The sequence below is a fragment of the Paenibacillus melissococcoides genome (assembly GCA_944800085.1).
In the GTDB taxonomy this organism is placed as follows: Bacteria; Bacillota; Bacilli; order Paenibacillales; family Paenibacillaceae; genus Paenibacillus_B; species Paenibacillus_B melissococcoides.
On sequence record CALYLO010000006.1, the window covers coordinates 262,841 to 289,140 of the forward strand.

Annotated in this window: 22 protein-coding genes, 4 pseudogenes, 1 CRISPR repeat array and 1 riboswitch; of the genes and pseudogenes, 19 read left to right on the forward strand and 7 right to left on the reverse strand. The window is 53.0% G+C overall.

Annotated features, from left to right (window positions below):
- Positions 1-241 precede the first annotated feature (241 nt).
- Positions 242-1,177 carry an aldo/keto reductase gene (locus tag OCY70_RS21615; protein ID WP_213431035.1) on the reverse strand — a complete coding sequence of 312 codons (936 nt, stop codon included), beginning with the start codon at positions 1,175-1,177 and terminating at the stop codon, positions 242-244.
- A 372-nt stretch (positions 1,178-1,549) separates the two neighbouring features.
- On the opposite strand from OCY70_RS21615, the pseudogene OCY70_RS21620 reads away from it, so the two are divergent.
- Positions 1,550-3,634: pseudogene (locus tag OCY70_RS21620) on the forward strand (cytoplasmic protein).
- An 802-nt stretch (positions 3,635-4,436) separates the two neighbouring features.
- Here the strand turns inward: OCY70_RS21620 and OCY70_RS21625 are convergent.
- Positions 4,437-4,753 (reverse strand): annotated as a pseudogene (locus OCY70_RS21625) (DUF4261 domain-containing protein); the annotation flags it as partial.
- Between the two features lie 181 nt (positions 4,754-4,934).
- Positions 4,935-5,960, reverse strand: a complete 1,026-nt coding sequence (locus tag OCY70_RS21630) for an Rpn family recombination-promoting nuclease/putative transposase (protein WP_213431036.1) — start codon at positions 5,958-5,960, stop codon at positions 4,935-4,937.
- Positions 5,961-6,393: 433 nt separating this feature from the next.
- Positions 6,394-7,619: direct repeats of the CRISPR family, unit length 32 nt; unit sequence GTCGCATCCTACGCGGATGCGTGGATTGAAAT.
- A 418-nt stretch (positions 7,620-8,037) separates the two neighbouring features.
- Here OCY70_RS21630 and OCY70_RS21635 point away from each other — a divergent pair.
- From OCY70_RS21635 to OCY70_RS21720, 17 genes and pseudogenes are all read left to right on the forward strand, one after another.
- Positions 8,038-9,197 (forward strand): annotated as a pseudogene (locus tag OCY70_RS21635) (IS110 family transposase).
- 468 nt (positions 9,198-9,665) lie between these two features.
- Positions 9,666-10,553, forward strand: a complete 888-nt coding sequence (locus OCY70_RS35820; protein WP_283776761.1) for a methyl-accepting chemotaxis protein — start codon at positions 9,666-9,668, stop codon at positions 10,551-10,553.
- Between the two features lie 188 nt (positions 10,554-10,741).
- Positions 10,742-10,913: riboswitch (cobalamin riboswitch) on the forward strand.
- Between the two features lie 176 nt (positions 10,914-11,089).
- On the forward strand, positions 11,090-11,722 hold the full coding sequence (locus OCY70_RS21650; RefSeq protein ID WP_213428777.1) for a cobalt-precorrin-8 methylmutase: 633 nt from the start codon (positions 11,090-11,092) through the stop codon (positions 11,720-11,722).
- A 14-nt stretch (positions 11,723-11,736) separates the two neighbouring features.
- Complete coding sequence (cbiD, locus tag OCY70_RS21655) at positions 11,737-12,858, forward strand: cobalt-precorrin-5B (C(1))-methyltransferase CbiD (RefSeq protein ID WP_213428776.1); 1,122 nt, start codon at positions 11,737-11,739, stop codon at positions 12,856-12,858.
- Positions 12,855-13,460: a cobalt-precorrin-7 (C(5))-methyltransferase gene (locus OCY70_RS21660; RefSeq protein ID WP_213428774.1), complete on the forward strand. Its 606-nt coding sequence runs from the start codon at positions 12,855-12,857 to the stop codon at positions 13,458-13,460. The genes cbiD and OCY70_RS21660 overlap by 4 nt, the downstream gene beginning before the upstream one ends.
- Entirely contained in the window at positions 13,450-14,025 is a 576-nt protein-coding gene (locus OCY70_RS21665; protein ID WP_213428772.1) for a decarboxylating cobalt-precorrin-6B (C(15))-methyltransferase, read from the forward strand. The genes OCY70_RS21660 and OCY70_RS21665 overlap by 11 nt, the downstream gene beginning before the upstream one ends.
- Entirely contained in the window at positions 14,022-14,771 is a 750-nt protein-coding gene (locus OCY70_RS21670; protein WP_213428770.1) for a cobalt-precorrin-4 methyltransferase, read from the forward strand. Before OCY70_RS21665 ends, OCY70_RS21670 begins: the two co-directional genes overlap by 4 nt.
- Complete coding sequence (locus OCY70_RS21675; protein ID WP_213428768.1) at positions 14,758-15,819, forward strand: cobalt-precorrin 5A hydrolase; 1,062 nt, start codon at positions 14,758-14,760, stop codon at positions 15,817-15,819. The genes OCY70_RS21670 and OCY70_RS21675 overlap by 14 nt, the downstream gene beginning before the upstream one ends.
- Complete coding sequence (gene cobJ / locus OCY70_RS21680; protein ID WP_213428767.1) at positions 15,816-16,541, forward strand: precorrin-3B C(17)-methyltransferase; 726 nt, start codon at positions 15,816-15,818, stop codon at positions 16,539-16,541. The genes OCY70_RS21675 and cobJ overlap by 4 nt, the downstream gene beginning before the upstream one ends.
- Positions 16,538-17,272, forward strand: coding sequence for a precorrin-6A reductase (cobK, locus tag OCY70_RS21685; protein WP_213428765.1), 735 nt, complete (start codon positions 16,538-16,540; stop codon positions 17,270-17,272). Before cobJ ends, cobK begins: the two co-directional genes overlap by 4 nt.
- Positions 17,273-17,290: 18 nt before the next feature.
- Positions 17,291-18,790, forward strand: coding sequence for a uroporphyrinogen-III C-methyltransferase (gene cobA, locus OCY70_RS21690; RefSeq protein ID WP_213428763.1), 1,500 nt, complete (start codon positions 17,291-17,293; stop codon positions 18,788-18,790).
- Positions 18,787-19,575: a sirohydrochlorin cobaltochelatase gene (locus OCY70_RS21695; protein WP_213428761.1), complete on the forward strand. Its 789-nt coding sequence runs from the start codon at positions 18,787-18,789 to the stop codon at positions 19,573-19,575. Before cobA ends, OCY70_RS21695 begins: the two co-directional genes overlap by 4 nt.
- Positions 19,568-20,266, forward strand: a complete 699-nt coding sequence (locus OCY70_RS21700; protein WP_213428759.1) for a cobalt-factor II C(20)-methyltransferase — start codon at positions 19,568-19,570, stop codon at positions 20,264-20,266. Before OCY70_RS21695 ends, OCY70_RS21700 begins: the two co-directional genes overlap by 8 nt.
- A 108-nt stretch (positions 20,267-20,374) precedes the next feature.
- Positions 20,375-21,025 carry an energy-coupling factor ABC transporter permease gene (locus OCY70_RS21705; protein WP_213428784.1) on the forward strand — a complete coding sequence of 217 codons (651 nt, stop codon included), beginning with the start codon at positions 20,375-20,377 and terminating at the stop codon, positions 21,023-21,025.
- Entirely contained in the window at positions 21,022-21,315 is a 294-nt protein-coding gene (locus OCY70_RS21710) for an energy-coupling factor ABC transporter substrate-binding protein (RefSeq protein ID WP_213428758.1), read from the forward strand. Before OCY70_RS21705 ends, OCY70_RS21710 begins: the two co-directional genes overlap by 4 nt.
- The gene (gene cbiQ, locus OCY70_RS21715; RefSeq protein ID WP_213428755.1) at positions 21,302-21,979 is read left to right on the forward strand and encodes a cobalt ECF transporter T component CbiQ; all 678 of its coding nucleotides are present in this window, start codon (positions 21,302-21,304) and stop codon (positions 21,977-21,979) included. Before OCY70_RS21710 ends, cbiQ begins: the two co-directional genes overlap by 14 nt.
- Positions 21,980-22,063: 84 nt before the next feature.
- Positions 22,064-22,876 (forward strand): ATP-binding cassette domain-containing protein, encoded by an 813-nt coding sequence (locus tag OCY70_RS21720; RefSeq protein ID WP_213428753.1) that lies wholly within the window; start codon positions 22,064-22,066, stop codon positions 22,874-22,876.
- A 143-nt stretch (positions 22,877-23,019) separates the two neighbouring features.
- On the opposite strand, the gene erm is transcribed toward OCY70_RS21720, so the two are convergent.
- Both erm and OCY70_RS21730 read right to left on the reverse strand, forming a co-directional pair.
- Entirely contained in the window at positions 23,020-23,880 is an 861-nt protein-coding gene (gene erm, locus OCY70_RS21725) for a 23S ribosomal RNA methyltransferase Erm (protein ID WP_213428751.1), read from the reverse strand.
- Positions 23,881-24,277: 397 nt separating this feature from the next.
- Positions 24,278-24,874 (reverse strand): class I SAM-dependent methyltransferase, encoded by a 597-nt coding sequence (locus OCY70_RS21730; RefSeq protein ID WP_213428748.1) that lies wholly within the window; start codon positions 24,872-24,874, stop codon positions 24,278-24,280.
- A 406-nt stretch (positions 24,875-25,280) separates the two neighbouring features.
- Between OCY70_RS21730 and OCY70_RS21735 the strand changes: the two are divergent.
- A pseudogene (locus tag OCY70_RS21735) lies at positions 25,281-25,403 on the forward strand (CatA-like O-acetyltransferase); the annotation flags it as partial.
- Positions 25,404-25,443: 40 nt separating this feature from the next.
- On the opposite strand, the gene OCY70_RS21740 reads toward OCY70_RS21735, so the two are convergent.
- Together OCY70_RS21740 and OCY70_RS21745 are read right to left on the reverse strand one after the other, a co-directional pair.
- Positions 25,444-25,845 (reverse strand): YxeA family protein, encoded by a 402-nt coding sequence (locus OCY70_RS21740; protein ID WP_213428746.1) that lies wholly within the window; start codon positions 25,843-25,845, stop codon positions 25,444-25,446.
- Between the two features lie 162 nt (positions 25,846-26,007).
- Entirely contained in the window at positions 26,008-26,244 is a 237-nt protein-coding gene (locus OCY70_RS21745; RefSeq protein ID WP_213428743.1) for a hypothetical protein, read from the reverse strand.
- Positions 26,245-26,300: the final 56 nt, after the last annotated feature.

Consider the following 26,300-nt stretch of genomic DNA (forward strand, 5'->3'; position numbering starts at 1 on the left):
CGATAAGCACCTTCTCCCCATATTCAATGATATATCACCTATAATTTACCATCCATCTCTTGTTTTGTAAACATGACATGACAAAATAACTATTTAATGTAAACCATTCTACAATGAGGACAGTTGGTGGATGGAAGACTGGTGACGAATGAGAGCTGAGCCGCTGTGAATCCCGCCAAAAAAGGCTGCCCTTCGTCATTTTTTTCTGACTTGTGGGACAGCCCTGGAGCTCCATATGCAATTATGCTTTGAAAATCTGATCGATCCGCTCGATCTCCTCCGGAGTCAGCCGAACAGATAAGGTCTTCAGGTTGTTCAGCACCTGATCCGGCCGCTTGGCGCCCGGAATGAGTGCGTCGATAGCGTCCCGCGTCAAATACCAGGCCAGCACGACATGGGCCACTTCGGCCTGCTTCGCTTCCGCTATCTGCCGGACTTGCTCGACTTTCTCCAGATTCGCGGCGAACGCCTCGCCCTGGAACATCGGGCTGTTGGCGCGTCCGTCCGTGAACTGCGAATCCTTCGTATATTTGCCGCCCAGCAAGCCTGACGCCAGAGGGAAATAAGGGATGAACGAAATGCCGTTCTCCGCCGCATAAGGAAGAAGATCGCGCTCTTTGTCGCGCTTGATCAGATTGTATTCGTCCTGGATGACATCGACATAGCCGTCTTTGTTCGCTTCCCGCAATTGCTCGATGGTGAAGTTGGATACGCCGATGGCCCGAATTTTCCCCTCGTCCTTCAGCTTCTTCAGCGTGCCGACGGCCTCGTCCTTCGGCGTCTGTTCGTCCGGAAAGTGAATGTAGAACAAGTCGATGTAGTCGGTCTGAAGACGCCGCAGGCTGTTCTCTACGGCGGCGGTCAGGAAGGCGGGGGAGTTGTCGATCTCCACCTTGCCGTCCACGAACTTGTGCGCCCCTTTGGTGGCGATCACGATATCCGAACGGTTGCCCCTGTCCTTGATCACTTCGCCGATAAGCTGCTCGGAGCGCTCCGGTCCGTAGAAGAACGCCGTGTCCACAAAGTCGATGCCCTGATCGAAGGCCGTACGGACGACCTCCTTGCCTGTCTCGTCGTTCAAGCTCGGGTGAATGTTATGTCCCCCGACCGCGTTCGCGCCAAGCCCAATCGGATTAACCCATAAGTCCGTCTTGCCGATGCGTGTCTTCTGCGTCATTCTCCTTCACTCCTTTGTTCAATATGCCTACAGTATAGCAGTTGCGGATCGCCGCTGGCAAACGAAGGAAAAACCTATCCATGCATCATTTTTCCAAGTTCGCCATACTTGCGCCCTGTTCGCGAGCTCCCAATGATGCGAAGATAGTAACCAAGAGGCCGAGCGGGCAGCAGCTCGAACGGCGCTCCCATCTTCCGGCTATTGCTAACCTTCCTTCTACTTTCTTTACCCTGGCTTAGGGTAGCAGCTTTCCGGAAGATACCAGACTGCGTTCGTCAGGCTATCGTCTTTCTTCCTTCTACAATAACTTGGGTGTTACTAGAGGGGCGGCTTTCCTGACGATGCAGTTCCATCGAAAAGGGGTATGACCTGATGCAGAACAAGATTTATTTGCGCAGAAGCCGAAAAGTAATCGTGGTACCGGAACAATCCAAGCTTCCGGACACGCAGTTGGCGACGGCAATGAAAAATATAGCGGCACTCGGCTTCACCTGTTCCCCCGCGCTGCTTGCGGCTCTTCGCACGCTATCGGAGGTTTCGTTTTTGAGATGGTACAAAGCCTTGATCCATAGCTTGAAAAAGCTCGTGGGCGCGCATGTTGCCTATCGGCCGATGTATCCGAATTTCCCGGAGCAAGTCATGGAAGCAAGTGATGCCGAGTTATATTTAAATGCATGGTATCACTACGTGACGAATGAAGTGCCGGAGATGGAGCCGATCACCCGGGAAATTTTTCGGGGCAAGACAAAGCTGGAGATTATCGAGCTCGGCAGCGAGGAGCACTTCCGCCAGCTCATGCGTGAGCTGATGCAGGCGAATACGTCCATCTCGGACACGGACAAACAGGAACTGGCCTGGGTCATGGAGCATGACCAGGACATTGACGCATTATTGCCGGATGCGATCCCGCATAAGGAGCAGGTCGGCTTTATCGTTGCTGCCTTGCTGCGCAGCGGCAAGGCGGACGTGACTCGCATTCAACGCTATGTGCGGACGTCGACAGATGTGCTGCGTCTGGCCGTGGCCTGGTCGGACGGCGATGTCAGCCTGGCGGCGAGCACGCCCTTCCGCAAGTTCACGCGGGGAGAGCGGCTGCTGCTGCTTGGCTTGCTGGAGCAATGCCCGCATCCGGCCGAAGATATGCTGCGCTACCGCGACCGCTGGGTGCGTCTGGGCGAGATCTTGCATCCTTCGGAATATAAGAGCCGTTATCCGCGCAGCCAGGAAGCGTTCGATGTACTGCGCAACAACCGGCCTTATGCGACCTTTGGCCATCGTGTTGACGAGGCCCGGCGCTATTTCGATACCGATCAGGCCGTGGAGCAGCTATTGGAGCGGCCAGGTGAGTTTGCCCGGCGCTTGGATCATCTGCTTCGTCTGGAAGGAGCGGAGGCGGGCTGGATTGCCTCGTTTTTTGCATCGGTAGCGGATCGGGTGGCGACGCCGGTCTTGCTGCAGGTGATGACGCATTTCAAGTATCGCCAGTATGCCAATGAACTGCGGCTGTTTTTCCCAAAAGGCAATGTGGCCAAAGCGTTCTCTTCGCCAGATACGCGGCCTCCCGTCGCGCCGGACGCATGCGCTGCCGTAGCGGAGGTATGCGAACAGACATTGCTCGCCCGCTTCGCCAAGCTGTCTGCTCTCGGGAATGTCTATCTTGATCCGCAATTGCAGAACTATATTGTGCCTTTCTCCCAGCGTTCCGCCAGCAAGTCCTTGCGTACGCTCGTGCGTGGCAGCAAGCTGGCCATGCCGGCAGGGGAGACGATTCGCTTTTTCCTGTGGTGGAAAAGAAGGGGTGATCGACGGAAAGGCGACAGGCCGCACCGATATCGATCTCTCTGCCGTCTTGTATGATGACGCCTGGAACTACAAGGAGCATATCTCTTATACGAATTTGAGGTCCGCGCGCTATAAGGCGGCCCATATCGTATCGGCACCGCATGGCGCCTGCGAGTTCATCGATATCGACATTCCCTCTGTCCTCCAGTACGGCGGACGCTATATTGTGGCCTCGCTGCATTCCTTCACGGGGCAAGTGTATAGCGAGCTGCCGGAATGCTTCGCTGGCTGGATGATGCGTCAGCATCCGAATTCGGGGGAAGTATTCGAGCCGGCGACCGTCGTTGATCGCCTTGATTTGATGGCCAAACGCAGATAGCCATTCCGGCCATACTGGATTTGGCGGAGCGCACCGTCATTTGGTGCGATCTGGGTTTGACCCGCAACCCTCAATTCTATAACAATGTGGAAGGACATCAGACGGGAATGGTCGCCATGGGTAAGGCGATGACCACGGTAGCCAAGCCGAATCTGTATGAGTTGTTCCGGCTGCATGCGCTGGCGCGCGGATAGCTTGTTGAGCGGGAAGAGGAGGCGCAGACCGTATTTTCGGTCCAGCGTGGAATCACCCCATTTGATATGGAGGAGATTATGGGATCGTTCCTGGCTTCGTAGGGTACGGGAGTTCGGTAGGATATCGTTGAGTGGGGAACGGAGACAGGTAGGGGCCGTTCCTCTCCTTTTTATTACTTATCTTTTTCTGAAAGTCCAGTTTCCTGATTTGGATGTTGTGTGTCCACATAATTTAAAAATAGTTGCTTGTGATATACTGAAAAAGACATAAACTCGTGGCATGAGCAAACGAGGGAGTATTGATATAGTGAACTACTCACCACTTAGACCAACGCCTTGAAGTGGGAGCTTCTCAACACCATGACGAAAGCAATCCTATCGTCTCCTTGAGCGTTACTTCGGGTTGTTCCAACCCTAGATGCCCGACGTTTCGGAGTTCTTTTCTTACCTTGGATATTTTACGCATGGAAGGATAAGCTTGGTTTTCGCCTTTGATTTTCTCCATGCAACCCCATATATCCAGTTATCAAAGAACAACATAGGTTGATTTTACCAGAATGTCGGACAAATGAACAGGCCAAAGCCTGTCCTCGTCCGAAGTCGATTCACCCCCCACTTAAAACTAAACGCTGTAAGGTTTTTGAAGTGAGGGACTTCTCGACTGAACAGGTGCGAATGTGAAACTCACATGAACTGCCAGGGGGATTCGCACCAATAAAAATATTATACAATTAAATTGGTGGAAGCTAATTGGTTGAAGCTTATTTCGATCTAATTTGCTCAGTTCCTATGAATTTCGTATAAAAATGGTTATTTTATTATATCTTGTATTGTTTTTTCGCTGTCGCATCCTACGCGGATGCGTGGATTGAAATAAGCCTCACGCTTCACTGCTCTTTATGTATTAGAATTCGATTTTGAGGCTCTCTCCGTTGACATATACGCCCTCAGAACGGGTAATCGGCAGCTTATGTTCAGCGGTGAAGCCGATCGTTTCGCCATCTCGTAAAGTGACGTCCTGTTCTACGACATAACCGGAAATATCAATCAGGAAGTTGCGCAGCTCGGCAGGGGTTGCCTGACTGTCCAGCACTTCGATTTCGTCCTTGCCGAAGTGCTCCAGCCCGACCGTATATCCGCTCACCCCTGTTTCCGTTCGACAAGGCCAAAATAAACCAGATTTAGCAAAGGAAATTCGTCATCAGACTTCATCATCTCCGCCGTTGGGCTGTCATTACATCCTCTCCTTACCATAATATTGTAACGTGTCGGTGTCATCTTTCATAGTAAGCAGATTTGCGGACTTCGACCATCAGGATTTTGATTTTTACTCAGGTAGGTGCACTCAAGTGCCGGTGGAACAAAAAAGAGCCGTTTCGAAATGAAACGGCCGGAATATGAATCACTTAGACTTAGATTTTTCCTGTAACTGTGCAATAATGTCGAGGGAAAAACCTGTGACTCTGGCGATCAATTCAGGATCCAGATTTTCGGCAATCATTTGCAGGACAACTTCTTCTTTTGCTTCCCGCTTGCCTTCTTGTTTTCCTTCTCGCATACCTTCTCGTATACCTTCTCGTATACCTTCTCGTATACCTTCTCTTCGTCCTTCGCGTCTTCCCTCGCGCTTAATGGCATCCAAGGTTTTTTCAAGCCCCATAACCGATACGCCTCCTTTTTCGTTCTGGATAAGCTCGCGCAAATGCGGTTCATTTTCCGGCAATTTCTGACTTAAAATATTCGCCATCCAGGAGACTAATTTCTGCTGGCTATCCTCCGGCAATTGCTGTATGGTTTGCATCAGTTTGCCGAGCCGATCCAGCAATTCCGCCTGATCCTCCGTCTGATCGAGCAAAAAGACAGAACCAATCGTATTGGAAAGAGCCAACAACTCTTCTTCCGTATACCGAGCAACATCAATAAGCACATATTCAAAATTAAGAAGTTCCGAACCGAACATTGTCTCATTGGCTAACAGGTGGCGAAATTGGCGGCTGGCGGTCCAGCGTCTCTTCCCATTGTACAGCACAATCGGCACAATGGGAGGCAACCGGAATGCTTTCGGCTTGCCCTTTGTTTTTTCCTGGTCTTTCATAAGATAACGCCAGATCTCCACCTGATAAAGCAGAAGACGGTATGGCATCAGGAAGTCCACTGTGGACTGCATTTCCAGCAACAGATAAAACACGACATCTTGTCCATTCAGCTTCACCCGGTACACCAAATCGGCTTCCTTCCGCTTGAAGTCTTGCAGGACAAATGAATGGGGGATTTCTTGCACGTTCGTTTCATCGATGCGCTCCACCCATTCTTTTTGAACAAAGGAGCGAAGCAACTCGACAAAGAGTTTTTTACTGGACAACAGGAAGCGATATGACGTATCGTGGCGGTGATGTACCGTGTTGTGTTCATCAGTTTCCGTCCCCATACAAGCCTCTCCTTCCTACCATCTTTTCCTTTATTATACCTGATTATAAGCGGTGGGGAACAGGGGGAATAGACGAGTCTATGCTGTCATACCTATTCCACTGGAGTTTCTGACTTGGTGGATTCATTTTTCGATAACGCGAATTTTGCGTGAGTTAGTCTGAAATTATCCATCATTTAGATCCTCCTGTGGTATACTGAAAAAAGGAGTTTAGAACCTGTTTGAAATGGAATAAAAATAAACGAAAAATCGGTGCGAATGTGAAGTGCACATGAAATCCCTGGGGGATTCGCACCATATTTATTGAAATGTTATCCAATTCAGTTTGTGAAAGTTAATTAGTTTAAAGCTATTTCTAGCAAAAAACTCTTATTTACTCCGAAATTTTAGCAAAAAACTAATTGCATTGTTATATTTTATGTAATTTTTCGCTGTCGCATCCTACGCGGATGCGTGGATTGAAATGATACGTTATATGAAGCGCTGGAACATCTGTATGGTCGCATCCTACGCGGATGCGTGGATTGAAATCGAATATGTATTTTTCTCTATTATACACCTGCCGTCGCATCCTACGCGGATGCGTGGATTGAAATTTCTGGTGCCGTCATTAGCACGGTGGATGACCTGGTCGCATCCTACGCGGATGCGTGGATTGAAATCGTCCAGGAGACCCCCAGGAAGAGCGGACACCGAGTCGCATCCTACGCGGATGCGTGGATTGAAATTCAGGTTGATCCAAAGGTTGATCCGGGATCAAAAGTCGCATCCTACGCGGATGCGTGGATTGAAATACATTGGCGGCAGCCGCGGCCGCGGCCACCCATGGTCGCATCCTACGCGGATGCGTGGATTGAAATAATTCCCTACCTCCCCCCGATCATGTCCATTCCGTCGCATCCTACGCGGATGCGTGGATTGAAATTGGGAATTTTGCGCGGGAGCTCCCCGACCGATAGGTCGCATCCTACGCGGATGCGTGGATTGAAATGTAAAAGGTAGGGAAGGTAGGGGGAGTGTTTATGTCGTCGCATCCTACGCGGATGCGTGGATTGAAATCCGGCTTCCCCGCCGATCGGTTCACTCCGGAACGGTCGCATCCTACGCGGATGCGTGGATTGAAATTTCTGGCAGTATCGGTCACTATCGGACTTGTTGCGTCGCATCCTACGCGGATGCGTGGATTGAAATATCCTCACCAGCTTCAGGCGGGACAGTCTCAGGCGTCGCATCCTACGCGGATGCGTGGATTGAAATAGGATAAGCAAAGAGAGCTACTAGATCACCGCACGTCGCATCCTACGCGGATGCGTGGATTGAAATACCTGCACGCGGAAATGCTCACCATTGCGCGGGTGTCGCATCCTACGCGGATGCGTGGATTGAAATAGTTCGAAACCATAGCCTGCCCGAGTAACCTCATTGTCGCATCCTACGCGGATGCGTGGATTGAAATTTTGATAGCTTTTCGATTCTCCATTATTTCTACCCTGTCGCATCCTACGCGGATGCGTGGATTGAAATCGTCTTTTGACGTTGGCGGCGTTGTTCCAGGGCCGACGTCGCATCCTACGCGGATGCGTGGATTGAAATTTCGCGCGTGTTGTCGATCTGCTCTTTTAGCTCCGTCGCATCCTACGCGGATGCGTGCATACATAGGTTTCTCCTGACCGGTCTTGCGGTAATTTCAAAATCGGTTCCGCGATACGCTACAAAAGCAAATCTCTATTACAAACCCAATTGTGCTCCCCGTCAGCGATGCAGGCGGGGAACTTTTTGTTTCAAAAATGGTTGAGATCTATGTTATATAATAAACATTCATGAACTCTCGTTCGCAAACCTAGCATGAAAATAGCGAGGGTTTAGTGGTCGGACCTATTTCCCATACTGCTACTACATGACGCGAAACACGTTCTTTTTAATGGTGGTGTAACCCCGACAAATAAACTGTTGAGGATGAGTTCTGTGTACAAACCTGTGCTGGCTCTGTATGCCCAATCAGAGAACCGCGAACAGAAAAATGCTCAAGCTCGAATTCATCCGCCGTCATGCATTTCAGTTATGGAGGGAAGCCAAGATGGAAGTATTGCTTGAACGCTGTGCTGGAATGGACGTTCACCAAGAGACAATCGTCGTTTGTGTGATGACCACAGATGCTGCGGGGGAGGCCCACAGCGAGATCCGAAGCTTTGGAACGATGACCAAACATCTTTTCGAACTGCTTAAGTACCTGGAGTCCCAAGGCGTTACACACATCGCAATGGAGAGCACGGAAATCTACTGGAAACCTGTCTACAACATACTTGAAGGCTACTTCACCGTCGTACTGGCGAATGCGCAGCGCATTAAGAATGTTCCTGGCCGCAAGACGGATGTTTGTGATGCCGAATGGATCGCGAAGCTGCTTCGAGTCGGTCTAATTGAGCCCAGCTTTGTGCCATCCGAGGACTTAAGGGAGCTACGGGACCTCTGCCGACTTCGAAAAAAACGAATCGGCTCCCTAACAGCGGAGAAAAACCGAATCCAGAAGTATCTTGAAGCAGGTAACGTCAAGCTAGGCAGTGTCATCTCAGACGTATTCGGTGTATCCGGGCGCAGTTTGCTGCAACGCTTAATCGAAAAAGGTTACGTTGACGCGGAAGATGTTGAAGCGAGCGTCAAGGGTTCGATCAAGAACAAAAAAAGTGAAGTTACTGACTCTCTTTTTGGCACGATGACCCCGCATCAAATTCGATTGATTAAAGATTGTTGGGAGCATATCGAATACTTAGAGAAGTCCATTGCTCGGTTGGAAGCCGAAATTAACGATCACTTGGAGCCCTATCGGACGGAGTACGAACTGCTTCAGACCATTCCAGGTGTTAGCGAACGAACAGCTGCAGCACTCCTTGCAGAAATCGGGGCCAATATGGAGCAATTTCCATCCGCAGATCACCTTGCCTCTTGGGCTGGCGTAGCACCCGGCAACCACGAGAGTGCAGGCAAAAAAAAAGTACAAAAAGCGTAAAAGGCAATCCTCATGCAAAAGTGACACTATGCGAAGCGTCTTGGGCAATCGCTCGCTCACGAAACACGGTCTTGGCAACAAAGTTCTGGAAGATTGCTTCACGACGAGGAAAGAAAAAAGCTTGCATTGCCATTTCACGTAAGATACTTATCATTGCTTACCACATGCTGAAGAACAAACAAATTTACATCGAAGGTGGACCACAAGCACCACTCATGCAGATCAACTAACCTTACAGCATTGACGAAACATAGCGATTTTAAACAAGGCCCCTTCAAAGAAGGTGGACCGGGCATCTTATGGTCATTTCTCAGAAAACTGCAGCTTTTTAAAGACGATAATCGTTCATGAGTGCGTTTGGATTTTCACAGAAAAAAAGTCCTAAGGCATATTGAACATCAGCTTAGAAAACAGGATGAAAGTAATGCCAATTCATAAAAATAGAGGATTTTTTACATAAAAATTGGTAGATCTTGTTCGCGGTATGTCCACATACACAGGCTGATTCATCAATGTGTAAATATCGAGGTGCCGGAATGGGGCTTGGCCATCAGCCAGAGGTTGCGCCATCTCATGGGCGGGGATATAGAGGCCGAAATCGAATCGGGGGCAAGCAGGTATGGATGGCATGCCTGCTGCAAGGGCATGAGAAAAGGGAGATGCGAATGAATAGTGGGATGAGGCAGAAGAGTACACAAATGCTGGAGGAGAAAGCGGTGCTGGCCGCATTGGAGCAGTCGGTCGCCATGATCGAGTTTAACATCGAGGGTGAAGTGCTTTGGGCGAACCATCTGTTTGCCCAGACGATGGGGTATACGGCGTCAGAACTTGCCGGAAAACATCACCGGATGTTTTGCACGAAACAGTTTGCCGGCAGTTCGGAGTATGAGACGTTTTGGGACAATTTGCGGAACGGTATAAAATGTCAACAGAAAATCGCCCGGGTAGCGAAGAAGGGGGACCTGGTATGGCTGGAAGCAACGTATATGCCGGTCCTTGACGATAAGGGCTGCACAGTGGCCGTCTTGAAGGTGGCGACCGACATCACGCCAAGGGAAAACGCCGCCTCCCGAATGAAGGACGAGCTGCGGCTGATGGCGGAAGATTTGTTGAAGCGGACGGAAGAAGGCGTGGAGCGCAACCAGCAGGTTGAGGCAGCCATTCAGCAAGCGGTGACGGACAGCGAAGAAAACTTAACCCTCCTGCGGCAATTGGAAGATGAGTATAAATCCATCAAAGGAATTGTTCAAATGATCCGGGATTTTGCCTCGCAAACCCACCTGCTCGGCCTGAACGCGGCGATTGAGGCGGCCCATGCCGGGGAGCATGGCCTCGGGTTTCAGGTGGTGGCCGCCGAGGTACGGAAGCTGGCGGAGCACGTCCAACAGGCAGCCAAAGATGTTCAAGCCGCCATCGAGAGAATCGCCGATAAGGTAGGGCAGGTCGGCGGGGGGACGAAAAACTCCCGGAACGGAATCGTCGAATGTCAGCATCAAATTAAGCAAGCTACCGAGGAATTTGCCAAAATCGGCAAAGCAGCGGGGAATCTGGATGCGCAGGCGAAAACCCTGAGCGAAATGATGTAACGAAGGCTGGATATTCCTATCGGAAAGATTTCATAAAGAGCGTTTGAGCCCGTCAGCAGGCTTGAAACGCTCTTTTTGTTGTCCGGAAAACCGGCGTGCAGTGAGTTCCGTCACAGGCGGCGCAATATCAACCAAGCTATGATTCATCTAAGAGATTCACGCAATTCAAGTGAAAAAAATTGAACCTGATAAAAATTGAATAGAAAACTGAGCGGAGATCAGGGAAAGAGGTGCGATTCCTCTACAGGCCCTAGCTACTGTGAAGCGGACGAAATCCCATTCATGTCACTGGAATTATTTCTGGGAAGGCGGGAAAGTAGAATGATGTCAAGTCAGGAGACCTCCTCTGTTCAGCCTTGCAGCAACTTCTAAGGGAACAGTTGTCTATTGCAGAGAACCCAGGCACCAGTGTGTTCATTTGACGAATACACTTGGATACGGCCTTTTCTTCGTATGGACACGGGACCCTTCAGGTTTCGTGTTTTTTTGTTCCCTTTTAGAGGTTGTATTGAAATCCACGAAAAGGAGAGGGAAAGATGGATTACATCAAAAACCCCAAGCGGATTGAAGAAAAAAGCTTTGAAATCATACAGGACATCATTGCGGAAACAAGACCGGACTATACGTTCCGCAATCGGGAAGAGGAGCTGGTCATCAAGCGGGCGATCCATACGACGGCGGATTTTGACTATTTGGACAATCTCGTCTTCACCCATAATGCCTTGACGAAAATACGCGAAACGATCCGGCAGGGCGGCATTATTTTTACCGATACGAATATGGCCCTGAGCGGCATCAATAAAAAGCTGCTGGAGCAGTACGGCTGCCGCTACCGCTGCTACGTCAATGAACCGGAAACGGCGGAGGCGGCCCGGCAGCAGGGCATCACCCGATCCATGGCAGGGATTCAGCTTGCCGCCAAGGAAGAAGGCAAGAAATTGTTTGTCATCGGCAATGCGCCTACCGCCGTCTATCAAATTCTGGAAATGGCGGCTGCCGGCGAGTTGGACGTGGAGGCGGTCGTCGGTGTCCCGGTTGGATTTGTCGGGGCCGCCGAATCGAAAGAAGCGCTCTATGAAAGCGACATTCCGGCGGTCGTGGCCCGCGGGCGGAAGGGCGGGAGCAATCTGGCGGCTGCCATCATGAACGCCGTGCTGTACGCGATGTAAGAAGAGGTGGCCCGATGGAAGATTACGTGTATTACGAGGGGAAAAAATTGCGCAAGGGCTATACGACAGGCACTTGCGCGGCAGCGGCGGCCAAAGCGGCAGCGGCCATGATCGTCAAGCAGGAGAAGATCGCCGGGGTGACGATCATCACGCCGAACGGAACGACCCTGCAGCTTCCGGTAGACAAGCAGCAGTTCGATCGGCATACGGCCACGGCCGCCGTGCAAAAAGACGGCGGCGATGATATCGATGTGACGCATGGGATGTGGATTTTTGCGCAGGTCACCTTGAATGCGGGCGGGGAGATCCGCATCGACGGCGGGCAAGGCATCGGGCGCGTGACGCAGAAGGGCATTGCGGTCCCGGTCGGGGAAGCGGCTATCAATCCGGTGCCGCGCCGCATGATTACCGCGGCCGTCCGGGAAGAGATCGGCCCTGACCGCGGGGCGGATGTTGTGATTTTCGCGCCGGAAGGCGAAGAGCGCGCCGAGCGCACCATGAACAGCCGCCTCGGCATTATCGGCGGAATCTCGATTCTCGGAACGACCGGAATCGTAACGCCGATGTCCGATGAAGGGTGGAGGCAGTCGCTGTCCATCGAGCTGGAAATGAAAAAAGCGCAGGGCTTCCGGAAAATCATTCTCGTTCCCGGGAATTACGGGGAGCGCTTCGTCGAAGAGCAGCTTGGCATCGACGGCAAATACGTGGTCTCGATGAGCAATTTCGTCGGCTACATGCTCAAGGAGACGCAGCGCCTCGCCTTCGAACATGTGCTGATGGTGGGCCATTTCGGCAAGTTGATTAAAGTGTCGGCCGGTATTTTCACCACGTACAGCAAGGACGCCGATGCGCGGGCCGAAATCCTGGTGGCGAACCTGGCGCTGGCCGGCGCGCCCCTGCCCCTGCTCCAGCGGATTGCGGCCTGCGCGACGACGGAAGCGGCGGGCGAAATTATGGTGGCGGAAGGGTATAGCAAGGTTTTTCAGACCATAACGGACAAAGTGAAAGAACGGGCAGTACAGTTTTTGAAATACAGCAAACCGGCGGTGGATATCGACGTCATTACGTTCTCGACGGATCGCGGAATGCTGGCTTCCACCTGCGACATCTCAACCATCAAGGAGGCATGGCGATGATTCATATTGTCGGTATTGGTCCGGGCAGTCCGGAGCTGCTGACCTGTGCAGGCGCCTTGCTGATACAGAAGGCGGACGTGATTGTCGGCTCGAAGCGGCAGCTCAGCGACATTCCGCTGGACAACCCGGCCGAACGCAAGCTGCTGCCCTCGAAGCTGTCGGAGCTGGAAGCCTTTTTGCGCGAGAGGATCGGCCAGGACATCGTGCTGCTCGCCTCCGGAGACCCGTTGATGTATGGCATCGGAAAATGGGCGTTGGACCGATTTTCACAGGAACAGCTTCAGATTGTACCCGGGATCAGCTCGATTCAATATTTATGCAGCCGCTGCGGCATTGCTATGAACGACCTGTATATTACGAGCAGCCACGGCAAGCAGCCTGACTTCGATTTTCTGCTCGCGCATCCGAAAGTGGCGATGGTCACGGACAGCAAGATTGGCCCTGCGGAAATCGCTGAGGAAATTCTGCAAAGGAAGCTGCATAAAACGCTCATTATCGGAGAAAACCTCAGCTATCCCGAGGAACGGTTGCATCGGTTGAAGCCGGAACAGGTTGCGGCTCATTATCATATGAATGTGGTGGTGATTTTGGATGAAGGATGAAGCATTTATTCGAGGCAAGACGCCGATGACCAAGGCGGAGGTCCGCGCCGTATCCATTGACAAATTGGCTTTGGACGAGACAAGCCGCCGTTTTCTCGACGTCGGAGCCGGTACAGGCAGCGTCGCGCTTCAGGTCGCGAAAATGTTTCCTCATGTGGCGGTGACCGCGATCGAACGGAACGAAGAGGCGCTGAACCTAATCGAACAGAACCGGCGCCAGTTCGGGCTGGACAATGTGGAGATCGTGGCGGCAGAGGCTCCCGTCCCCCTGCACAATATCGTGTTCGACGCTATTTTTGTCGGCGGCAGCGGGGGGCAATTAACGGAGATCATCGATTGGAGCCATGCCTTGCTGCAGCCGGGCGGCCAGCTTGTGCTTAATTTTATCTTGATGGAAAATGCACTCGAAGCGGCAGCCTATCTCGAACAAGGGCCCTGGCATGAAGTCGAGATCATTCAAATGCAGGTGTCGAAATGGCAAGAACTTGGACAAGGGCATTATTTTAAGCCCCAAAATCCGGCCTTCATCATCGCCTGCCAAAAAGAAAGGAGCGGGACAGCATGACGAAAGTGCATTTTGTCGGGGCGGGGCCCGGACATAAAGAACTGATTACCTTGCGGGGGTACAACCTCCTGAAAGAGGCGGATGTCGTCATTTATGCCGGCTCGCTGGTGAACCCGGATTTGCTGGAGTACTGCAAAGAAGGCTGCGAAATCTACAACAGCGCCATGATGGATTTGACGGAGATTATCGATTGCATGGAAGAAAGCGTGAAGGCCGGGAAGCAGGTCGTTCGCCTCCAGACCGGAGACTTTTCGATCTATGGTTCGATCCGGGAACAGATCGAGGAAATGAAAAAACGGGATATCGAGTTCACCTGCACCCCGGGGGTAAGTTCATTCCTCGGGGCCGCCTCGCAGCTCGGCGTCGAGTATACCGTGCCGGAAGTAAGCCAAAGCGTGATTATTACGCGCATGGAAGGCAGAACGCCGGTTCCGGACAGGGAATCGCTGCGTTCCTTCGCCGCGCATCGCACCTCGATGGTTATCTTCCTGTCGGTGCAAGCGGTCGAGGATGTGGCGGCAGAGCTGGTGGCAGGCGGATATCCGGAGGATACGCCGGCCGCCGTCATCTATAGAGCGACCTGGGCGGATGAAAAGCAAGTGACCGGAACCCTGCGCGATATTGCCGCCAAGGTCAAGGAGCAGGGCATCACGAAAACGGCGCTGATTATGGTAGGCGATTTTCTGGGCGAGACCTATTATTATTCCAAACTGTACGACAAGGGTTTCTCGCATGAGTACAGATAAGAACACCGCCATTATCGCAGTCACGGCTACCGGCAAGGCGCTTGCCGCGTCCATCAAGGAGGCGCTGGCGGCCGATTGCTATGTGCCCGCGAAGCTGCAATCCGAAGGGTTTGCTGCCCTTCAACCGGATTTCGCAACGGGGATGCGACTCCTTTTCCAGCAATATGATGCGCTGGTCTGCATTATGGCGACAGGGATTGCCGTCCGGACGCTGGCCCCCGTCATCTCGGATAAGCTATATGATCCGGCGGTGGTAGTGATGGATGAGAAAGCACTTCACGCCATCAGTCTGTTGTCCGGACATGTGGGCGGAGCCAATGACTTGGCCCGCAAGCTGGCGGAGCTGACGGGAGCGGCCCCCGTTATTACGACGGCAACGGACGTTCAGCAGGTGGCGGCGCTCGACATGATCGTGCCGTCCATCCCGGGATGGATCCCGGATTTTCGCGAGAATTGCAAGCGAATCAACGGGCTGGTGGCCGCCGGAAAAACCGTGTGCCTGTATGAGGAAGTGCCGGTACAGATCGACCAGCGGGGGTTCACGCCGGTCACGAATCCGCATAATCTTCCGGAACAGGCCGAAGCCTTGGTGTGGGTCACGCACCGGTACCGCCTGCCGGAATTGAAGGTGCACACGGTGAAGCTGGTTCCCCGGACACGGGTGCTTGGAGTCGGATGCCGCAAGCACACCGAGCCTGCACAGATGAGGCAGGCGTTTACTGCATTTTGCCTCCGGCATGATACCGATCCGCATTCCTTTGCGGTGATGGCCAGCATCGATGTCAAAAAGGATGAACCGGCAATCAAGCAGTTGGCGGAGCAATGGAATTGCCCCTTCATCACGTATACGGCCGATCAACTGCGTGAAGTCGAGGGCAAATATCCGGTATCCGAGTTCGTCAGACAGACCGTGAAGGTAGGCAGCGTCGCGTTATCCGCGGCCGATCTGGCCAGCGGGGGCCGGGTGTTGACGCCAAGATTCGCCGTCAATGGAATCACGATGGCGATGGGAGAGAGAACGAAACGAAGGGATGGGGTGAAGGCATGATTTATGTGGTAGGAATTGGACCGGGCGAGAGAGACATGATGACCGGAGAGGCGCTCGCCGCCATTCAAAAAGCGGATGTGATCGTAGGCTACATTACGTATATCCGGCTGATCGAGGAGCTGATCCAGGGGAAAGAAGTCGTCAAAACGGGGATGCGAAAGGAAATCGACCGCTGCCAGGAAGCCGTCGATATCGCGAAGACCGGCAAAACGGTGGCGGTCGTATCGAGCGGAGATGCCGGGATATACGGCATGGCCGGCCTCATTCTCGAGATTGTGGATAAAGAGCAAGCATCGATCGAAGTCGAGATCGTGGCCGGCGTCACGGCGAGCATCGGCGCGGCGGCAAGACTGGGAGCGCCCCTGATGCATGATTTTTGCCATATCAGCTTAAGCGATCTGATGACGCCTTGGGAGGTCATCGAGAAGCGGGTGAAGCTGGCGGCGGAAGCCGATTTTGTCGTCTGCTTCTATAATCCGAGAAGCAAAGGCCGGGCGAATCATCTGCAGCATGCCCTGGAATGGATGATGGCCTATAAATCGCCTTCCACTCCGGTCGGCATCGTGAAGGATGTCGGCCGCAAGGAAGAACGAAAAATATTGACGACAATGGCGGACATCGACTATGAAGAGGTAGATATGACGACGATGGTGATCGTCGGCAACAAGGAAACCTATGTCTCCGGCGGCCGCATGATCACGCCGCGGGGGTATACGCTATGATCCTGATGTTCGGCGGAACCTCGGATAGTCTGGACATTTGCGATTGGCTGCATGCCCGCGGGCATGACTATATCGTGTCCGTGGCCACCGAATACGGGGAACAACTGGCGAAGCGGCATGCCGAGCATGTCATCTGCCAGCGGCTGGATGAAGCCGGCATGCGCCGGGTGATGCGCGAGAAGGCGGTCTCCCTGGTCATCGACGCGACCCATCCGTTCGCGGTGGAGGTGTCCGCGAATGCGATGAACGCCGCCGGGAGCATGAAGATTCCTTATGTTCGCTATGAGAGGTCCTCCGGCGAGGCCGATCATCTTCATCTCGTCCGCGACATTGAGGAAGCGTGCCGCATCGCGGCCGCGTTGGGCGACCGGATTTTTCTGACGACCGGGAGCAAAAACCTGCCGGAGTACGTGGCCAAGCTCCCCGGCAAACATGTCATCGCGAGAGTGCTGCCTGGGGCGGACGTCATCGCGGCCTGTGAACAGCTCGGTCTGCTGGCTGATCAGATTATCGCGATGAAGGGACCGTTTTCCCAAGCATTGAATACCGAGCTGTTCCGCCAGACCGGCGCGGACGTGATGATTACGAAGGAAAGCGGGCCGAAGGGCGGCTTTGCCGAGAAAATCGCCGCTTGCCGGGAGCTCGGCATTCCTTGCGTGGTCATTCGGCGGCCGTCGCTCGATTACCCGAATGTTATTACAGACATCGGCGAGCTAGCGCAAATTATATGAAATAAAGGGGGAAAACCGATGAGCGGCAAGGTGGTTCTTGTCGGAGCCGGACCCGGCGAAGCCGGTCTGTTAACCGTGAAAGCCCTGGAGTTCATACGGCAGGCGGATGTGATCGTCTACGACCGCCTCGTGAATCCGGCGCTGCTGAAGGAGCGCAGACCAGAATGCGAGCTGATTTACGTGGGCAAAGAGCCCTCTCATCATCCGATTCCGCAAGCGGAGATCGAGCAAATTCTCGTGAATCAGGCGAGACAGAACAAATTGGTCATTCGCTTAAAAAGCGGCGATCCTTATGTGTTCGGGCGCGGAGGGGAGGAAGGCGAGACCCTGCATGCGGCAGGCATTCCCTTCGAAGTCGTCCCCGGCGTCACCTCGGCGATCGGAGGGCTGGCGTATGCCGGCATCCCGGTGACGCATCGGGACTGCGCCTCCAGCTTCCACGTGATCACCGGACACTTGAAGGAAGGCAGCGATCCGCTCGATTGGACAAGCTTGGCCCGGCTGGACGGCACCTTGATCTTCCTGATGGGGATGACCCAGCTTCCGTCGATCTGCGCGAACCTGATCCAGCATGGACGCCGGCCCGACACGGCCGCGGCCGTAGTCGAATGGGCATCCCGCTCCCGTCAGCGGACCGTGACCGGAGATCTGACGACGATCTGCGCCAAGGTAGCGGAAGCCAACATCGGGGCACCCGGGCTGATCGTCGTCGGCGATGTGGTGAAGCTGCGGGATAAATTGAACTTTTTCGAGAAAGCGCCGCTGTTCCGGAAGCATATACTCCTTCCGCGCGCTCGTGCCGGGCGAAGCGAACTGGCCGCCCAGATAACGGCCTTGGGCGGAGAGGTCACCCTTTATCCGGGTATTCGGATTGAAAAACTCACTGATCGTGCACTCATGAACGCGGTTCTGGCGTCCTTGCCGGAGTACGAAGAAATCGTGTTTGCTTCGGCGGAGGCCGTAACCCTGTTCATCGAGGGGCTGTTGGAAGCCGGAAAGGATAACCGCGCGCTGAGCGGGATCCGGCTGACGGCGATCGGCAAGCTGACGAAGGAGAAGCTGCGCGAATACGGACTTGCCGCTGATATCCTCGTGTCGAGACGGTCGGCGGACATCATCCGTCAAGCCTGCGCCGGGAATTGGCGGCAAGGGACGAAGGCGCTGCTGGCCGGAAGCGAGAAGCATACGGCACAGTTGGCCGATGAACTGGGCGGAGCTGCCGAGTTTGCTTCTTTGCCGCTGTATCGGGAAGTGTTGGAGACGGAGCGGCCTGTTGACTTGAGCAAGTTTGATGCCGTCTGCTTTTCCAGTTCCGCTTCGGTAGAGCATCTGCTCTCCGTATTGAGCGCGGAAGAACAAGCCCGGCTCCGCTCGATGAAATTGCTCTCCATCGGCCCGATGACGAGCCGAACGATACGCAAGCAGGGCCTGGAGGTCTATCGCGAGGCGAAAGCGGCGCAGCCGGAATCGCTGCTTGCGGTGCTGTTAGAAGAAGCCGGGGAGGTTATGCCGTCATGACACAAGCGATACTGGTCGTCAGCTTCGGAACAAGCTATCCGGAGACGCGCGCCAAAACGATCGAAGCTTGCGAAAACAAGATCAAGGACACGTTTCCCGACTACGATGTGTTCCGGGCTTTTACGTCCAATAAAATTAGAAAAAAGCTGGCGGAACGCGATGGGATGTATATCGACACGCCCGCGCAGGCGCTCGAAAAATTGAAAGCGGCCGGCTACGCCAAGGTGATTATCCAATCCCTGCATCTCATCAACGGCGAGGAGTTCGAGAAAATCGTCTCTCAGGCTCTGCCATACCGGGAGCAATTTGAACAATTGCTGATCAGCAAGCCTTTGCTCGACAGCTATGAAGATTACGGCAAAGCGATCCAGGCCGTCAAGGCGCAAGCGCCGCGCCTGGCCGCGGATGAAGCGCTGGTGCTGATGGGGCATGGCTCGGAGCATCATGCGTTCAGCGCCTACGCTTGTCTCGACCATATGCTGGACGGCGAGCCCATCTACTTGGGTACCGTCGAAGGCTATCCCCCGCTGGAGCGCGTCATCGAACAACTCAAGGCAGCGCAGGTCCGCAAGGTCCATTTGATGCCGTTCATGCTGGTGGCCGGAGATCATGCGATCAACGATATGGCATCGGATGAAGAGGATTCCTGGAAATCGCGATTGACGCAGCAAGGATTCGAAGCGGCCGCCTATTTGCAGGGACTGGGCGAGAATCCGCTGATTCAGGCGCAGTTTATCGACCATATCCGTATGGCGATGGAGAAGGAGATGGTGGCGCATGGCTAAGTTTTATGGCATCGGGACAGGTCCGGGAGACAGCGAGCTATTGACGATGAAAGCCGTTCATACGCTGGAGCGGCTGGATGTGCTCTATACGCCGGAAGCGAAAAAAGGCGGAGCCAGTCTCGCGCTGAAGATCGTGGCTCCTTATTTGCCGGAGAGGTTAACGGTGAAGCAGCGCCATTTTCCCATGACCTACAACAAGGAGGAAAAGGAGCAGGCCTGGGAACGCATCGCGGCGGAGATCAAGGCGGATGTGCTAGCGGGCAAAAATGCCGGATTTATTACGCTCGGTGATCCGATGGTCTACAGCACGTACAGCTACTTGCTGGAGCTGCTGCGGACGGAGATCGAGACCGAGACGATTGCGGGGATTTCCTCCTTCTCCTATATGGCCTCGCGCGTCGGCTGGCCGCTTGTCATGGATGAGGAATCGCTGGCGGTCATTCCGGTCACTTCCGGGGAGGAGGCGCTTCACCAGGCGCTGACCGGCTTTGACACGATTGTATTCATGAAGGCAGCCAGCAATCTGCCGCTGGTGCTCCAGCTTCTGGAACAGCACCATTTGCTGGAGCAGGCGGTGCTTGTCAGCGATGCATCAATGGCTTCCGAAAAGATCACGTTTGGCTTGAACCAACTGCATGACGATGAAAAGCTTTCTTATTTTTCCACGATCATTGTGAAAAAAGAAAGGTAGGGACCTGAAATGCGAAACCGGTTTTCGGCTAACTATTTCAAATTTATCCCGCTTGTTCTCGTTGCTGTACTTTATTTTGCCATCACGAATCCGCAGACGGCGCATGCGATGCACATTATGGAGGGCTTCCTGCCGCCCGCGTGGTCCATCCTTTGGAGCATCGCGTTTATTCCATTCCTGATTGCCGGATTGCTCCGCATTCGCAAGCTGGTGGCCGCCGATCCGCATAATAAATTGCTGCTTGCCTTATGCGGCGCCTTTATTTTTGTCTTATCTGCGCTGAAAATCCCGTCGGTGACGGGCTCCTGCTCGCATCCCACCGGCGTGGGCCTGGCAACCGTGCTGTTCGGGCCGCTGGTTGTCAGCGTATTCGGCGCGATTGTGCTGCTGTTCCAGGCGCTGCTGCTTGCTCATGGAGGCATCACCACCCTGGGAGCCAATGCGGTGTCTATGGCTGTCGTCGGACCCATCGTCGGGTTTCTCGTGTATCGATTGGCCCGGAAAATGGGCTGCCGTCAAGGCTTGGCCGTCTTCCTGTGCGCATTTATCGCCGATCTTGCCACTTATTTGGTGACTTCGGTGCAGCTTGGGATTGTTTTTCCGGATCCGGCCTCCGGCATGATGGCCTCGATCTTCAAGTTTATGGCCATTTTCTGCACGACTCAAGTGCCGATAGCGATTGCGGAAGGCTTGCTCACGACCATGATGTACAATCTGATCCATAAAAATCTCCCGGAAAAGGCGGCGCAATGGCGATGAAAAAAATCAATCTCAATCTCGTTCTTTTGCTGCTGGTCGTTATTTTAATCGTAAGTCCTTTTTTGCTGAATCGGGATGCCGCATATGAAGGATCGGACGGGGAGGCGGAAGCGGCGATCTCGGAACTCAATCCGGACTATGAACCATGGTTCACTCCCGTCTATGAGCCGAGGAGCGGCGAGATCGAGAGCTTGCTGTTCACGCTGCAAGGCTGTATCGGCACCGGGATTATCGCCTACGTCATCGGAGTGCAGCGCGGCAGACGGAAGCGGGAACATGCTGACCATTGATAAATATGCCTATCACAACCGCTGGCTCGGCGTATCTCCCTATATCAAAACATTCGGGTATATGCTGCTGCTGATGTTGTCATTAAACGGATCGGCGGCGCTGCAGGCCGTCATCTGTCTGCTGCTTGTTCCGTTAACCATGTATGTCGCTAAAATGAGCGGCCGCCAGTATCTAAAATGGTTCATGCTGCCGTTTTCTTTTTTGCTGATGAGCATCGTCTCGATTCTCGTGTCCGTATCGGTGTCTGCGGATGGGCTGTTATGGAAGGTGCAGGCCGGATCCTTGTATTTCGGAATTTCAGATGCGACCATGCAAGCTGCGGCGCATGTTTTGTTCAGAAGCACGGCTTGTCTCGCTTGCACCCTCTTGTTTGTCCTCACCGTTCCGGTGCAGCAGCTGGTCAAGGTGATGAGAACCATCCATATTCCCGTTCTTCTTGTCGAATTTATGGTTCTGATTTACCGTTTTATCTTTATTTTTATCGAAGAAGCGGCGGCCATCCGCCAGGCGCAGCAGCTCCGGTTCGGTTATCGCGGGCTCGCAAACAGCTACAACTCGCTGGCGATGCTGGTGAATGTATTGTTCCAGCGCGTCATGCTGCGCTATCGCGACATGTCGGTGGCGCTTGAGGTGAAGCTGTACCAAGGCGACTTCCACGTGTAAGAGGTAGTTCAAGCAACCTTCTCGGCGCTGACAATCGGGCTTTTTGAACACTGGAGGTCCTCGATTACGAAAGAGGGTGGACGGATGTTATCCACGAATCATCTCTGTTTTGAATATGAAGACGGCAAGCGGGCGCTGGATGATGTCTCGATTAATCTGGCGAAAGGGAATATTATCGGGCTCGTCGGCGCCAATGGCTCGGGGAAATCGACGCTGTTCAAGCTGCTGCTCGGCCTGCTCAAGCCGTCAAGCGGGGAAGTGATGTTCCATGGGCGGCCGCTCCGCTATGGCAAGAAGGATCTGCTGTCCTTGCGCACCGAAGTCGGGATTGTTTTTCAGGACCCGGATCAGCAAATTTTTTATTCGAACGTGGCGGATGATGTCGCTTTTGCTCTTCGGAATCTGGGGAGGGGAGAAGCGGAGATCGCGGCGCGGGTCAATCAAGCGCTGGCGACGGTGGGCGCGGCGGACTTCCGCGATAAGCCGGTGCAGTATTTGAGCTATGGGCAGAAGAAGCGGGTAGCGATTGCCGGGGCGATCGTGCTTGATACGCAATGGCTGCTGCTTGACGAGCCTACGGCGGGGCTCGATCCGGAAGGCAGACAGATGATGATGGAGCTGATCCGGGATTTGGCCGAAGCCGGGAAAAATATATTGATTTCGAGCCATGATATTGATTTGATTTATGAAATCTGCAATTACGTGTATATTTTGAAGCAAGGACGCGTTCTGCTGGAAGGCGTAGAGACCGAGGTGTTCGCCGACGCCGCCCTGATGCGGGAGGCCGGACTGGCCCAGCCATGGCTCGTCAAGCTGCACGCCCGGATGGGGCTGCCGTTATGCAAGACGGAAGACGAGCTGTTCCGGCGCTGCGGGAAGGCTAGGGAAGCCAAATAAGGTCATGGGCATCGCGCTTCCGGAAAAGCGACAAACCGGCTCCAAGCGTTCGGCAGCTTAGAGCCGGCAGACTTTTTTCAGCTATCGGCAGGCATTCTTGCCTCCCCATATCCTTCAGCGGTTCGAGCTCAGCCTAACGGGCATTACTTCGTTCGTCCTTTATTTCTCGTCTTCGGCCATCTGAACGGCGGAACATGCTTCATCATCGTGTCATAAATCATTCCCCACTGGACTTCGGTTAAAGACTCAACCCTATGGCCGTCTTGTACATGCATACTTCGTTTTACATGCGCGATTTGAGGGGGCGTAAATATCCCTTTCATCGCGATATCAAGAGAAGACTTTGGCTCCTGAAGCACATACTCCGCAAGTCTGTGGAACATCCGGTACTCCTTCAACGGGATCGCCGGTTTCGCTTTTCTGGTAATGCACAGCATGGCAGAATCCACTTTAGGCGGGGGAGAAAAATAGTCCCGGGGCACCGTTTTGACATAACGGATGTCAAACCAGATCCTCCAGGCAGCGACATAGGCATCTTTGACGGTCGGGGCCGTGAATCTTTTGGCCGCTCCCTTTTCGATAATAAGGACGCCCCGTTGGAAGGGGCTCACCGGATTGTTTAACAGCATTTTCATAATGGGTGTCGTGATGGCATAGGGAATATTGGACACGACAATAAAGTTTTCTTTAGGAAGATGCAGCTTCAAAATATCCTGGTGAATGACTTTCACATGCGCGTCATGCGTCGTTTTTTGTCTCAGGTATTCGATGAACTGAGCATCATACTCCACTGCCAATACTTTTCCCGCTTTCTGAACCAGAACCTCGGTTAGAGCTCCTTTTCCGGCTCCCAGCTCCAAGACCATATCCGCTTTACTTACCCTGGCTTGACTCACCATCTCATGAAGCAGCTTTTTATTGTGCATGAAATGCTGTCCTAAAAAATTGGGGGGTTCTCCACGGCTGATTTTTTGGCTGGTGTACTTATTCGTTCTTCTGGTCACGTTATCTCTTCCTCTCATAAAAAAATCACAAGCACTCTGCTGTGATCGAGAGCAAACGGAAGAGACCTCGCCCTTACATGGATGGCGCTTAACAGTCATAGCCAAATAAACATCTCTGGCTGGCAAGAGAGAAATTTGCATAAAAAAAGAAAGGCAGCATGATCCGCCTTTCTGCACCTTGCAATATGATGTTATGCAAAATGAAGATCATTAAAAGAGGGCAGACTGATCCCGTTCACCCTGCTTACACAAGCAGAGCCTTTGAATATAAAATTACTTATTCAAAGGTAGGGAACGTAGTCTGATCGAATGCATCTTTTAATAATCCTCCTAAAGGTTTTTACATACATTTACAGTATAGCATCTTTCTTAAAAGGAAATCAACGCCTTTTGTCAATTATTTTCTTACTACAAGCTGAATGACATGGGCTAGACCGGTATGTCCCTTTCCTTCCACCCGCTCTTGCTCTCCATAGAAGAAATGGATTACTCGATAACCTTCGCACCATGCAAGCAGATCCTGCGGATCGTACAGCATGCCCGGATCCCGGGGGCCGCCTGTGCCATAATGCAATTGCTCCCTGGAGTATACTTCAAGCATGATCATCCCGCCAGGTTTTACCGCATTTTTCAGCTTCGCAAGCACTATTTTTTGGGCCTCTTGATGAAAATGTCCAAATACCATGATGGCTGCATCGTATTCCTCGTGGGGCACGCGATCGGTCAAGAGATCCGCTTTTTCGGCATACACGTGGACCGCATGCTTCTGAGCCAGCTTTTTCGTTTTGAGCAGACCGCTTTCCGCGTAGTCAAGGGCGGTCACATCATGTCCTCTCGTTGCCAAAAACACCGCATTCCTGCCTTCTCCTTCGGCAAATGCGATGATCTTTTTGCATGCCTCTAACCGAAAGGCCTGTTGTTGAATAAATACATTCGCTTCTTCTCCATAATAATAGTCGTCTGAACGAAAACGCTCATGCCATGGGTTTTCCATATCTACTAGCCTCCTGTCATTCACTTGATATCACGGTTCCGGGAGTTCGATTTGGTGCGGTGCGATCTGCTAGGAAGAGGATGGAGTGAAGTCCGGAATTGGAGTAGTTCAAATATTGCATGGCGTAGTGGTAAAATTCACTCCCAATTAAAGACTTCGCAGCTCTATAATAACCTCCGGCAGCGACGACCGTCATACACAGCAGCGTAATATTGCTGTAGAGAGAAGCGGCTCCGCCGCCCCCGGGCCATAGGCTGACATTCAGCCACGGTTCCGTCAGCAGTCCGCCGACGGCCGCAATGCCGATGCCTTCCGCGAGGAAGCAGGCAAAATTGAGCATTCGGAGATGGGCGGTATTTGCTGCCCATTGTTACGAGCGGAAAATATTTCGATACAGAATGGTCAAACGCTATTGCCCGTTTCATTGCAGGTCCATCATGCCGTTTGTGATGGATATCATGCCGGCGTTTTTATCAATGAATTGGAAGGCTTGGCGCAGCATTGCGGGGAATGGCTGAACGTCGAGTGACGATGTAAGCCCTGCCGGGTTCGGCAGGGCTTTGTACATTTCATTCCACTCCTAATTTCTCTCTGGCCTTAGCCGGAATCGCTTCCTTCGTTACTTCGTCATATCTTCCGATGTCCCGAATCGGGTTGCCGTTCTCGGCATCCTTGACATACACGAGGAGGAACGAATCGAGCCGCAAATTTTTATGAGCGCTGAAGGACACCTTCGCTTCGTTGCCTTCCTCGTCATAGGCGGTCAGTGTGTAGTAGTAACGCGAAAAAGGATCTCCGCTGTCCGCTCCGATTTTTTCTTCCTGGCCGTTTTCGGTAATATGCACATACATTTTGGTTGTGCCCCACTCGGCTTTCATTTTGGCTAGATCGACTCCGAAAAGAAGAAAGCCTGCCACTACGATAGATGCGATAACGACAATGGAGACCATAATAAGGATAAACTTCTTCATAATGCATCACCTTCAATTTCGTATGCTTATGCGGCACATTCATCATAAGTCATCCTGCTTCCTTGCGGAATGTAATTAGGTGACGAGTGCATTACGTTTTTGCAAGGTACCGGAGCGATGCCTGATCATGAGTGGAATGGCGGCAGTTGCGAGCCTTGGGTATTAACCCCATTCGATGGCGATGTTTTCTTCCGACACTTGGACATCCCCCAGTACGAGCCAGAAGTTGTCTTCATCGTACCCGAGCACGATGCCGTCGGCGCGGTGGCCGGGATACAAATATTCCGGCGGGGTACCGGGGGCGAGCTCTTCGCGGCGGGCGACGCGCTCGCCGTCGACTTCAACATAATAGGTAAGGCCCATGTCCGGAACATCTGTCTTGAGATAGATGCAGTCCATTGTCGCGTCTCCTTATTCTCAGCTTGGCCGTCCCGCATCAACCGGGGCGTCCGTGT

Bases quoted from the DNA above. Each gene is read 5' to 3' on its own strand.
- OCY70_RS21665 (WP_213428772.1), top strand. From the start codon at position 13,450: ATGAAGGATGAAGCATTTATTCGAGGCAAGACGCCGATGACCAAGGCG.
- cobA (WP_213428763.1), top strand. From the start codon at position 17,291: ATGAGCGGCAAGGTGGTTCTTGTCGGAGCCGGACCCGGCGAAGCCGGT.
- cobK (WP_213428765.1), top strand. From the start codon at position 16,538: ATGATCCTGATGTTCGGCGGAACCTCGGATAGTCTGGACATTTGCGAT.
- OCY70_RS21650 (WP_213428777.1), top strand. From the start codon at position 11,090: ATGGATTACATCAAAAACCCCAAGCGGATTGAAGAAAAAAGCTTTGAA.
- OCY70_RS21700 (WP_213428759.1), top strand. From the start codon at position 19,568: ATGGCTAAGTTTTATGGCATCGGGACAGGTCCGGGAGACAGCGAGCTA.
- OCY70_RS21675 (WP_213428768.1), top strand. From the start codon at position 14,758: ATGAGTACAGATAAGAACACCGCCATTATCGCAGTCACGGCTACCGGC.
- OCY70_RS21630 (WP_213431036.1), bottom strand. From the start codon at position 5,960: ATGGGGACGGAAACTGATGAACACAACACGGTACATCACCGCCACGAT.
- OCY70_RS21615 (WP_213431035.1), bottom strand. From the start codon at position 1,177: ATGACGCAGAAGACACGCATCGGCAAGACGGACTTATGGGTTAATCCG.
- cbiD (WP_213428776.1), top strand. From the start codon at position 11,737: ATGGAAGATTACGTGTATTACGAGGGGAAAAAATTGCGCAAGGGCTAT.
- cbiQ (WP_213428755.1), top strand. From the start codon at position 21,302: ATGCTGACCATTGATAAATATGCCTATCACAACCGCTGGCTCGGCGTA.
- OCY70_RS21705 (WP_213428784.1), top strand. From the start codon at position 20,375: ATGCACATTATGGAGGGCTTCCTGCCGCCCGCGTGGTCCATCCTTTGG.
- OCY70_RS21740 (WP_213428746.1), bottom strand. From the start codon at position 25,845: ATGAAGAAGTTTATCCTTATTATGGTCTCCATTGTCGTTATCGCATCT.
- OCY70_RS35820 (WP_283776761.1), top strand. From the start codon at position 9,666: ATGCTGGAGGAGAAAGCGGTGCTGGCCGCATTGGAGCAGTCGGTCGCC.
- OCY70_RS21695 (WP_213428761.1), top strand. From the start codon at position 18,787: ATGACACAAGCGATACTGGTCGTCAGCTTCGGAACAAGCTATCCGGAG.
- OCY70_RS21660 (WP_213428774.1), top strand. From the start codon at position 12,855: ATGATTCATATTGTCGGTATTGGTCCGGGCAGTCCGGAGCTGCTGACC.
- OCY70_RS21730 (WP_213428748.1), bottom strand. From the start codon at position 24,874: ATGGAAAACCCATGGCATGAGCGTTTTCGTTCAGACGACTATTATTAT.
- OCY70_RS21745 (WP_213428743.1), bottom strand. From the start codon at position 26,244: ATGGACTGCATCTATCTCAAGACAGATGTTCCGGACATGGGCCTTACC.
- OCY70_RS21710 (WP_213428758.1), top strand. From the start codon at position 21,022: ATGAAAAAAATCAATCTCAATCTCGTTCTTTTGCTGCTGGTCGTTATT.
- OCY70_RS21670 (WP_213428770.1), top strand. From the start codon at position 14,022: ATGACGAAAGTGCATTTTGTCGGGGCGGGGCCCGGACATAAAGAACTG.
- OCY70_RS21720 (WP_213428753.1), top strand. From the start codon at position 22,064: ATGTTATCCACGAATCATCTCTGTTTTGAATATGAAGACGGCAAGCGG.
- cobJ (WP_213428767.1), top strand. From the start codon at position 15,816: ATGATTTATGTGGTAGGAATTGGACCGGGCGAGAGAGACATGATGACC.